8 protein-coding genes are annotated in these 10,311 nt (G+C 53.5%); 7 read left to right on the forward strand and 1 reads right to left on the reverse strand.

The window, feature by feature from the left end; all coding sequences use genetic code 11:
- Positions 1–323 precede the first annotated feature (323 nt).
- The 5 genes from PG881_RS23340 (at position 324) to PG881_RS23360 (ending at position 7,808) form a co-directional block, all read left to right on the forward strand.
- Positions 324–1,607, forward strand: a complete 1,284-nt coding sequence (locus PG881_RS23340; protein WP_202803855.1) for a hypothetical protein — start codon at positions 324–326, stop codon at positions 1,605–1,607.
- Positions 1,607–2,140: a hypothetical protein gene (locus PG881_RS23345; protein WP_010635899.1), complete on the forward strand. Its 534-nt coding sequence runs from the start codon at positions 1,607–1,609 to the stop codon at positions 2,138–2,140. The genes PG881_RS23340 and PG881_RS23345 overlap by 1 nt, the downstream gene beginning before the upstream one ends.
- Positions 2,137–4,185, forward strand: coding sequence for an ATP-binding protein (locus tag PG881_RS23350; protein WP_010635900.1), 2,049 nt, complete (start codon positions 2,137–2,139; stop codon positions 4,183–4,185). Before PG881_RS23345 ends, PG881_RS23350 begins: the two co-directional genes overlap by 4 nt.
- 68 nt (positions 4,186–4,253) lie before the next feature.
- Entirely contained in the window at positions 4,254–6,500 is a 2,247-nt protein-coding gene (locus tag PG881_RS23355; RefSeq protein ID WP_202803856.1) for a hypothetical protein, read from the forward strand.
- Between the two features lie 288 nt (positions 6,501–6,788).
- Positions 6,789–7,808 carry a DinB/UmuC family translesion DNA polymerase gene (locus PG881_RS23360; protein ID WP_270803230.1) on the forward strand — a complete coding sequence of 340 codons (1,020 nt, stop codon included), beginning with the start codon at positions 6,789–6,791 and terminating at the stop codon, positions 7,806–7,808.
- A gap of 160 nt (positions 7,809–7,968) precedes the next feature.
- Here PG881_RS23360 and PG881_RS23365 read toward each other — a convergent pair whose 3' ends face one another.
- Positions 7,969–8,175 (reverse strand): helix-turn-helix domain-containing protein, encoded by a 207-nt coding sequence (locus PG881_RS23365; RefSeq protein ID WP_010635903.1) that lies wholly within the window; start codon positions 8,173–8,175, stop codon positions 7,969–7,971.
- 117 nt (positions 8,176–8,292) lie between these two features.
- Between PG881_RS23365 and PG881_RS23370 the strand changes: the two genes are divergently transcribed.
- Positions 8,293–8,859: a hypothetical protein gene (locus tag PG881_RS23370; RefSeq protein WP_010635904.1), complete on the forward strand. Its 567-nt coding sequence runs from the start codon at positions 8,293–8,295 to the stop codon at positions 8,857–8,859.
- A gap of 2 nt (positions 8,860–8,861) precedes the next feature.
- A complete protein-coding gene (locus PG881_RS23375) occupies positions 8,862–10,238 on the forward strand; it encodes a DEAD/DEAH box helicase (protein WP_042889247.1) in 1,377 nt (458 codons plus the stop codon).
- The last annotated feature ends 73 nt before the right edge of the window (positions 10,239–10,311 follow it).

The following is a 10,311-nucleotide window of genomic DNA, read 5'->3' on the forward strand; positions in this document are numbered from 1 at the left end:
ATGAGCGTTCACATTGGTCCGGAAATGGTGTTCACGTTGAATCGGAATTGGTGTTCATGATCGGCCGGAATATGCACTTTGCTATCATCGAACGCCTCGATATAGTACAGGCTCATATGAAATCTAACTGGAGGGCGGAAAGGGGCCCAATTATTTGATCGGTTTTTTCATAGCGAGAAGCGGAAGGCAGTAGTGAGGGACAGCAGTGAATGCCACTAATACGATAAGCTGGATTGACAAAATTGTAACTGAATCGAGTCGGCGAGATCTTTTTTGCGCGGCTGCCTATGAGTCCTGAAATAATAACTCGACTGCTAGCCTCCATGAACGCTGGCCGCCTTCTAGTTGTCTGTGGTGCAGGGCTGTCGATGGCGCCGCCTAGTAGCCTGCCATCGGCCTTGACGGTCGCCGAGCGGTGCTTTGAAAAGTATCGTCTTGAATCTGATCCAAACTGTGATCCCGCGCTTCGGGACAATCTAGAGGCGCTCGCCGAACACTTCGCGGGACTCGATACCCTTCAATCTGTCTTCATCGAGCACCTCGTCCCTTGGAACGCATTTATGCGGCAGCCGAACACCGGGCATGCCGCGATAGCGGATTTTCTCATCACTCGCGCTGCAGTTGCTGGCATATCGAGCAATTACGACACCCTCATCGAACGTTGCGCCTGGGACTACGGCTCTGACTTCCGTGGCTCGCTCGACGGAGACGAAGCCAGCGCTGACTTCGTTCGCCAGGCTCCCTTGCTTAAATTCCATGGCTGTTCTTTCCGCGATCGGCCAGCTACGGTATGGGCGCCTTCGCAGCTCAATGATCCAACCATCTCGGCCCGTATTGCGCTAAGCAAAGTATGGATGGCCGCCAACCTTCGGCAGAAGGATCTACTCGTCGTGGGCTTCTGGTCAGACTGGGAATATCTCAATACCGTGATAGGTGAAGCATTGAGCCACGTTCAGCCGCTATCCGTGACAGTTATCGACCTGTCACCAACAAACGTGCTCGAGCAGAAGGCCCCTCAGCTCTGGGAGATCGCCAACGCACCAAACGTGGCTTTCGAACATGTCCAAGAGTCTGGAGCTGTAGCGCTCGACGAACTGCGTCGTGCATTCTCATCGAATTACCTTCGACAGGTACTGGATGCAGGTCGAACCGCCTTCGAGCAAACCACAGGAATTCAGTGCGACACAGCTTGGCTAAACGTTGAAAATTTCGATAGCGAGGCTTTGTATGGTCTGAGGAGAGATGCAGAAGGCGTCTCGGCGGCGGAACCAGCCAAGCTCTTGCGCCCGGCAAATACAGAAGCTCTCGGCTTCTTCCACTTACTGCTACGTCAGGCTGGGGCCTTGCAACGCCCTGATGGCTATGAGCTTAACGGCCGTAGCATCCGCGTTATCAATGGAGCGCAAACCGTCCTCGGGACTCTACGCGGGAGGTTTATCGAGCCACCTGCCGCGATGCAGCCTGACATCGTTGTGGCTGTGGGCGCGACCAACTTAGGCGTGCCGGGCAACATCGTACGCAACGGACGCCCCGGCGACGTGATTCGTCCTGACCCAGCGGGCGAATGGTATGACCTCCCTGGGGCAAGAGCAGAGTTGGGAATCTAATGGATATCTTCACGCAAACCGAAATCCTCCTTCGCGACGCCCAATACGAAACTTGGTCGTGGACTGGCTCGGCCGGCCCGGTGACCTGTTTCGAAAACGCGGCGCTGATGGGGTTCGTTCAAGTCTTTGATACCGCAGATACTCTTCTCTGCACTTGGCGTGCGAGTCAACAAGTGGCTCTCGCTCGCCATGCCGCGTCGTTGCGCGCCGCAGGAACAAAAGCGTGGAATGTCTATTCAATCTTTCTGACCCCGGATCAAGATGTGAGCCGAGCGCGTGAGATCGAACGAATCGAAGAGGATTTCTCTTTGACTCGGAAAATTGCCAGGGCTTCGATCATCACAACGGATGATGTTGAGAAAGCGCTGCTACCGCTGCTGTCCTTACGCGCCAAGCCGCTGCTTGGCGTGTCTAACTTCGAAACGAGACTGCGTACCAGGCTGAAAGACATTTCTCCTGAGGCCATTACCTCGTTCATTAATAACGAGACAACGCCAACAGAGGTTGCTCGTATCTTGGGAACGACATTATGAGGCTCGACTTCATCGAAGTATGCGGCTTTCGTGGATTCAGGGATCTCGTCCGTATTAACTTCGGACAGGGCTTCACCGTCATTACGGGCCGGAACGGTGTTGGTAAAAGCACGTTATGTGATGCAATCGAGTTTGCGATCACCGGTTCCATCGACAAATATGCTGTTGAGAAGGCGGCGAAGGAAAGCATCAGCGATTATATATGGTGGCGTGGCGAAGGCGTCCCGAAGGCCCACTATGTTACGGTCTCGTTCGTCGACGACGATGGCAAGCCGTTCACAATCACTCGTACACGCGAGTCAGGTGCTGATCGTTCAGCGGATGAAATCCAGGCCGCGCTTTGCTGCGGTCCTGTGCCAGATAATGCACTTAGGCAGCTCACCCGAACCTCAATCATCCGCGACGAATGGATCGCAGCACTCAGCCTAGACCTCACCGAAACGGAGAGATTCGATCTTGTCCGTTCGGCGCTCGGTGCTTTAGAAGGCTCTGAGGCAAGTAGTAGAGCCAAGGAGGTTGTGGCAGCTACCGAAGCAACGCACTCTAAAGACGAGGCTGCCTATGCAGCTGCCTGTTCGCGGTTGGCAGACAGACTGACGCAACTGTCTGAGACGCAAACAGCCCTTAGCCGTTCAGGCGATATGGCCTCTGCTCTCCAGGTAATCTCCATAGCCGCACCAGATGCGCCGCCTGAACTGACAGCACGGCTGACAGCAGGTCGAAATGCACTTGCGAGCAAGCGAACCCGATTAGGTCGAATGGGCGAAGCGCTTCAACTCGGTCATGAGGTTGCGTCGGCGCAGGCGGCCTACACAACTCCGGAGGCTATTGCGGATCGGGAGACCGCTTCAAGAGTGCACGAAGCAGCACAAAGAGAGCATCAGGCTGCGCAGCAGGCGGTCGCGGAAGCCGAACAACGCCTCGAGCGCGAAGAAGAGATAGACGCAATTGCAGCATCGCTGAGCCTTCTGGTCGAGCACGGTGAGCGCCTCGGGTTGCACGAAGAGCATTGCCCGTTATGCGAAGCCTATCGGACGCCGGACGAGTTTTCCTCCGGTGTGGCCGCGGCACGGCGCCGGATCAAATCACTGGCGTCGGGCGTTCAGGCTGCTCACGATGCTCTCACCATTGCGAAAGAGAATGCACGGCTATCCAGCCTTACGCTCCAAGCTGCCGAAGCTATGCTTGATACTCATGCAGAAAAGCTGCGCCGGCTGCGCAGTCAGGAAGAGTCACATGTCTCATTCTACTCGGATTGGTCTCTCGACTTCCGCCTCATCAACGATCCTGATGGGCTAGAGCAAGCTATTTCTTCAGAGCGCGACCGGCTGATCGACCTTGAGCGTGCGTTGATAGTGCTGGAAGCCTCGCAAGCTGTATCGCAAATGTCGTTAATCGAAAGCAACATCTCGGTACTGCGAGCTGAAGTAGAGAAGCTCGCGCATACTGTCAGTCAATCGCAAGCTGCCGTTACCGCAGCTCGCGAGATCGAGCGCTCAGTTAAGCGTGTGAGCGCCGAAATCATCGATGAGCGTCTTGCTCAGATTAGCCCGCTTCTCAACGAGCTGTACCAGCGCCTAAGACCGCACGCCGACTGGCACACAATCGATTACAGCATTCGCGGCGACGTACGTCGTTTCTTAAGTCTTAAAGTCGGAAACGGTCTAAACCCACAATTTGTCTTCAGCAGTGGCCAGCGTCGTGCAGCCGGTCTCGCTTTTCTTCTTTCTGTCCATCTCGCACGGGCGTGGACACCACTCAAGTCTTTGCTACTCGACGACCCCGTTCAACACATCGATGATTTTAGGGCCCTTCACCTGGTGGAAGTGCTCGCTGCTCTGCGCTTGGATGGGCGTCAGATCATCTGTGCCGTTGAGGACCCTGCGCTTGCCGATCTCCTCTGCCGACGCTTGATGAGCACTGCGAAGGAGGGAGGGAGACGGCTTGACATCGACCTTGGGTCGCTCGGCGCAACGAGCGTGGTCACAGACCTGGAAATCCGCCCAATGCCGCTTGGTGTCCTACGCGGCGTCACCACTGCATGAAGGCCGAGAGCGCGTTAATCGAGACTCTGATGCAGCAGAGGGGGAGAGCGCACGGTCCTTGGAGCGATTTGGCACTCCATACCATCGGCTGGCGTGCGTTTCAGGATCTATGCTCACAGGTATGTGAAGTCGTGCTCGGCAGACCAGTGGAGATCTTCCGCGAAGCCCAAGATGGCGGTCAGGACGCAGTTTTCCTCATTCCTGCAGGAAACAAATTTCCATCGATTGGAACGGTCCAGTGCAAACATACTTCTGATGCCTCAAAGGCGTTGAAGCTTGGAGATCTCAACGCAGAGACATCCCATGTCGAAGAACTAGTCAAAGCAGGCCAGGCGGACACCTATGTATTCATGACTAACATGAGCGTGGATGCTCCCGTCGCATCTGTAATGCGTACTAGGCTTCGGGCACTTGGCGTGCGAAAGCCGCATATTCTTGGTCGTCAGTACATAGTACGAGTTATCAGGAGCAGCGCTCGCTTGCGCGCATTAGTCCCGCAGGTCTACGGCCTAGGGGACCTTACCTCGATCGTGGATGAGCGACTGAGCGAACAGAGCCGGGCGCTGCTCGACAGCTGGATACCAAAACTTCGCACTTATGTACCTACTCAGGCCCATCGTGCAGCTGTGAATGCGATCGCCGAGCACGGCGTAGTGTTGCTGCTCGGCAACCCCTCAAGTGGAAAATCGGCGATTGGTGCCATCGTTTCGACCATAGCATCTGAAAACCCGGAGAACACTGTACTTGCTTTGACCAGCCCGCGCGACTTTGAGGCAGGTTGGAATCCTAATGACCCGGGACGCTTCTTCTGGATCGACGATGCATTCGGTTCAAATGTGCTACGTGATGACTATGTACAGGATTGGGCCTCGGCCTTCTCTAAACTGCGGGCCGCAATTAAGCATGGCAATCGCTTCCTCCTAACTTCCCGTAAGCATATCTACGAAGCTGCACGACGTCGGCTTGGGCAGCGTAACCTTACCCAGTTCGCAGATGGCTGTGCTGTGGTGGACGTCGGCGAGCTAACGTCCGAAGAGAAGGCGCAGATTCTCTATAACCATGTAAATTTCGGTGAGCAGAGCCAGAGCTGGAAATCGAGTGTCAAGCCGCATCTGGCAGCAGTCGCCACTGTTCGAGATTTCCTTCCTGGGATCGCCGAACGTCTCGGGGATCCAAACTTCACCAAGGGCCTAGCACCTCGCGAAAGCTCTCTTGTCCGCTTCATGGAGGAGCCGACAGAGCATCTGATCGATACCATCAACGCCTTGGATGGTCAGTTGCAAGCCACGCTTCTCCTCGTTTATGTCCACCAGGCCGGCTTCGATCCTATCGATCATGACGCTTCGGCTGCACAGGCTGTCGCAGAGCTGACGGGGTACACTCTAACTAAGCTTCAGGATTGCTTCACTGAACTGAAGGGCTCGTTCCTGAAGCTTTCCGGATTAAAATGGACCTTCGCCCATCCGACGATCTCCGACGCCCTAACGGAGATTCTGCGTCAGAAACCCCATATGATGGCTGCGCTCATACGAGGCGCGACTATCGACACAATTCTTAGCAGCTTCACGTGTGAGGGCTCGCCGCTCATTCGAGATGCGTTGGTCATCCCGACGACGCTCGACAATGCGCTGGTCGCACGACTTGGATGTACACCCGACGAACGGCATCGCAATTGGATGCTGTTCCACTTCCTGTCATATCGCTCAAGTGCGGCCGTGTTCATCAAAACCCTAGAGCAATTTCCAAATCTACTTCGCAGGTCTTGCTGGAGCTCCGATCTCCTCAGTAACGATCCCCAGATCGCCACCTACGCACGTGCTCATCACTTAAACGTCTTGCCTGGCGATTTGCGATTGGATGTGGCCGACAAGTTGGAGTCTGCCGTGCTCAACGGCCTTGACGTCTCCCTCTTCGAGGAACCACAAATGTTGGCTGTCATACCGCCGCTAAAGCTTATCGGTGTGGGTTTATCGCTGCGGACAACTGTGCTGCCGTCGCTCGAAGAGCGGATCGAAGAGATTACAGACGATGCTGATTTAGACGAAGAACCTGACAGTCACTTTGCGAAACTTCTCGACCTACTTGATCACATTGAGGCGATCGGTGTCGATATGGACGCCACAGCCTTGATCGACGATGCACGCGAGCATGTTAAGCGCTCAATCGCAGAGCTTGAAAAACGCAAGCGCGAGCATGATGAAGGTTCCGAAGATGAAGCGGATTGGGCGCACATCGTGACACAAAAAAAGGAGGAAGCACCTCCGCATACTCCCATGGTTACAACGCGTTCAGTGTTCGATGATGTCGACAAATGATCTTCGATATACCGGGTAATTGTTCTTCTTAATGTCGAAACCATCCTTTATCGATAGCACAGAGGTAGAGCATTTTCTGTAGGCAGCCGCCGTTCAAGCTGGTCTTGATGTCAGCTCGACAACATCCCATTGAGTGCCTACTTGACCGCTCTCTGCCCATTAGTTACTAAGCGCTGTTTATAGGCGCGCCCTGAAATGACTGAAAGCGCCATAATCATACAAACAATGCTTGGTTGTTAGCGGACCGAGCTCGACTGGCTTGATTTTCCATTCCACATAAATGCCGATATGTCCCAGCGGGTGATGACTACGTTGGAGAGCATGGTTCCTGCCATAGAGGTCTACTCGATTGATGAGGCGTTTATTGAGCTCGGCTCGTTATGGGCCGGTAACTTTGTTGATTTTGGGCACCAGATCCGGGCCAGCATCCAGCGGTACACGGGTCTTACCGTCGGCGTGGGCATTGGCCCAACCAAGACCCTGGCCAAACTGGCGAACTACGCCGCCAAAAAGTGGCCGGCCACAGGAGGTGTTGTCGATATTCGCGATGAGGGACGCCGAGCTCGGCTGATGGCCATCACCCCAATCGATGAAGTGTGGGGTATTGGACGCGCCCTGAATAAACGGCTGCAGGCCGAAGGCGTGGCAACCGTGGCAGATCTGATGGCTGTGCCTCCCAAACAGATCCGCCAGCGTTATGGTGTGGTAGTGGAGCGCGTGGTCCAGGAACTGCGCGGCATTCCCTGCTCTGAACTGACAATAGACACCCCGGCCAAGCAGCAAATCGTCAGCAGTCGCTCGTTCGGCGAACGGATCATGGAGCAAGCCAGCATGCATCAAGCGTTGTCGGCCTTTATGGAGCGAGCCGCCGAGAAGCTACGCCACGAGAAGATGCGCTGCCAGCATGTGAGCATCTTCTTTCGCACCAGCCCCTTTAGCGAAGGCGAGCCCTACTATGGCAATCAGCTTTCGGCCAAGCTGCCGCGACCAACCGACGATACTCGCGAACTTCTGCATCATGTAACCCAACTGCTGCCCCATATCTGGCGCGACGGATTCCGCTATCAAAAAGGCGGCGTCATTCTCGGTTCGTTCACGCCGCGGGACCACTACCAGGCAGATCTGTTCGACAATCCTGGCTCACCCGACCGCCGGCTAATGGCGGTGATCGATGCCATCAACCATAGTGGCCTGGGCCATATAGGATTTGCCTCGAAAGGTGTAGACGCCTCTGAGTGGATGATGAAACGCGAACACTTGGGCCCACGCTACACCACCTCGTGGGACGATCTACCGGTCGCTAGGTAGTTTAAGAGTTTTCCTGAGAGGAAGGTGTTTCCACTACTGATCTATCCTGCCCACCGGCCTCTGTTTCCAGTGACTTACTGATGGCCAATTTCCCAGATATGACTTTTGGGCCCAATTGTTTGGCCACTAGCAAAACTCATAACCAGAAGTAAATCGATGGTTAGGGCAATAACTCACGAATGTCGCAATTGAGAACCTCCGCAAGCTGATACGCCTTCTCCAGGGTGACGTTGACCTCACCCCGCTCAATCCTACCGACATAGCTTCTGTCAATCTCTGACAGCAGAGCCAGCTTATCTTGCGAAATCCCGATTTGTATTCTTTTCTGGCGAATGCGTTCACCGAATTTGATCGCTAAGTCTTTCATTTCTCGTCTCTCATAAAGACGAGAACTATCCAGAGTTGTCGCGAACATAACCACGGATTATAATCCGCAACCGTTAAAGCCTATGATGTTCTTTCACCCCGACAACGAGACTATACGATGCCCCCAAAGAAAAAGACTCTTTCGCCTCCGTTCTATCAAATTCTCGTAGTGCAGAGTCTTGATCACTTCACAGTCAAAGTGCTTAGGGATTCCTATATCAAATTTATGGGTGTTCCCGAGGGAGACGCGGAAAGAAGGGATGCATACCGGAAGGTCTACCGACAAGTAGTGCGACTGCAACGCAATGATCTTGTTGAGAAAGTGCCAAATACTGGTGGCGCGGTGAAGTACAGAAAAACGCCGAAGTTTCATGAAACACTGTTCGTCGAAAACCGGCAAGAAGAGCCATGTGACGAAAAGCCAATGGATGGTGTGTTGTCCCCTAATGCCATGACTAACAGCCATGTCTTATCGGAACTGCAACTCAAAGCCCATAATTACCAAGTTGATTTATTAACCGCTATCGGAGAGACCGAAGAATATCAACGGCTTGCTAAGGAGTTTCCTTCCATTCAGTCCTTGTTTGATGCGGACTACCGAGAGGCTAGAGAGAAGAGCTCCAAACTATTAGGGCAACTAAAGGCGATCCAAACCGTCATAATGCAGCATTCGCAAAGGGCCTGATGATGCATTTACGCAAATGGCAGGCAACTTGCGTTGAGCAAGCCCTCATACACTATGAGAACTATCGCCATTTTCTGTGCTTAGCCACGCCAGGTGCGGGAAAAACCACAATGGCTGCGGAACTAAGCCGTCGTTTGCTCGTGGATGACAAGATCGACTTCATTCTTTGTTTCTCTCCTTCCGTAGCAGTGGCTGAGGGGATGCGCTTATCCATGAGTAGGGTGCTGGAGCGACGCTTTGATGGGATTATTGGTGCTGCCGGCTGTAGCTACACCTACCAAAACTTGTTGTTCTTCAAAGAGGATTTCTGGCAGCTGTTTGCATCTCACAACGTGATGGTCATCTTTGATGAGATCCATCACTGTTCGGGCACTGAACCCGATAATGCAAACGCCTGGGGAGAGGAAATCCTACTCAATATTCAGGATCAAGCGACTTATACGTTGGCCTTAACAGGAACGCCATGGCGTTCAGACCAAGCCCCGATTGTACTGGCCCGTTATGCGGATCCAGACAACCGAATTCAATGCGACTATCGGTATGGCCTCAGAGAGGCAATCGAGGATAGGGTCTGCCGACGACCTAAAATCGTCCTGATTGATAACGATCTGATCTCTGTTTACTTCTCCTCAGAGACAAAATCCTACTCATCCCTTGCAGAGCTATTTAACCAACAAGATATCCGCTACGGGGAGTTAATTTCGCATCCTGTCGCGATTCGCCACATGCTGAGTACTGCCAATCAACGACTCAGGAAAATGCGAGAAGAGGTACCCAATGCAGCAGGCCTGGTGGTCGCAGCGTCGGTTGAACATGCTGCGTTGATCACCCAGATATTGGCAACAGAGATGAACCAGCAAGCGGTTCTAGTGACCTATAAAACACCGGATGCGGCTGCACAGATCGAAAAGTTCCGTTCAAGCGATGCGGCCTGGATTATTAGCGTCGGGATGATAAGTGAAGGCACAGATATTCCACGTCTTCAGATCTGCTGTCATCTTTCGCTGATTCGAACTGAACTGCACTATCGGCAGGTTCTCGGACGAGTGCTACGAATGACGAATACTGGCCCCCAGGAAGGATGGCTATATACATTTGCAGTGCCTGAATTGATCGCGTTCGCAGAGCGGATTTCTGAAGAGATACCAGAGCAGCAAGTCGTCATACAGGAATATCACAACATAGGTATTGGTTCATCAGACCGAACATGGCCCAGCCATGCCACAAACACGCCTAGCGACATTCCTCGGCTGGTCTGGGACCCGCTTACTCATAAACAAATTACATTGCACAAAACTCACGATAATACGGCTACCATCGAATCGCCGTTTATCCAGCTTTTCGGCAAGTTCCGCGAGCAGATCCTTGCGACTTACTAAATAACTGATCCCAATAGTGCTACACCTTCGCTGTGCCATAGCCATTCCCCGGGAAAGGAGACACGGTATCCAT

The sequence above is a fragment of the Aeromonas sp. QDB54 genome, assembly GCF_027707385.1.
Taxonomy (GTDB): domain Bacteria; phylum Pseudomonadota; class Gammaproteobacteria; order Enterobacterales; family Aeromonadaceae; genus Aeromonas; species Aeromonas hydrophila.

Excerpts from the sequence above, each read along its gene's own strand:
- PG881_RS23340 (WP_202803855.1), top strand. The coding sequence starts at position 324 with ATGAACGCTGGCCGCCTTCTAGTTGTCTGTGGTGCAGGGCTGTCGATG.
- PG881_RS23345 (WP_010635899.1), top strand. The coding sequence starts at position 1,607 with ATGGATATCTTCACGCAAACCGAAATCCTCCTTCGCGACGCCCAATAC.
- PG881_RS23350 (WP_010635900.1), top strand. The coding sequence starts at position 2,137 with ATGAGGCTCGACTTCATCGAAGTATGCGGCTTTCGTGGATTCAGGGAT.
- PG881_RS23360 (WP_270803230.1), top strand. The coding sequence starts at position 6,789 with ATGTCCCAGCGGGTGATGACTACGTTGGAGAGCATGGTTCCTGCCATA.
- PG881_RS23365 (WP_010635903.1), bottom strand. The coding sequence starts at position 8,175 with ATGAAAGACTTAGCGATCAAATTCGGTGAACGCATTCGCCAGAAAAGA.
- PG881_RS23370 (WP_010635904.1), top strand. The coding sequence starts at position 8,293 with ATGCCCCCAAAGAAAAAGACTCTTTCGCCTCCGTTCTATCAAATTCTC.
- PG881_RS23375 (WP_042889247.1), top strand. The coding sequence starts at position 8,862 with ATGCATTTACGCAAATGGCAGGCAACTTGCGTTGAGCAAGCCCTCATA.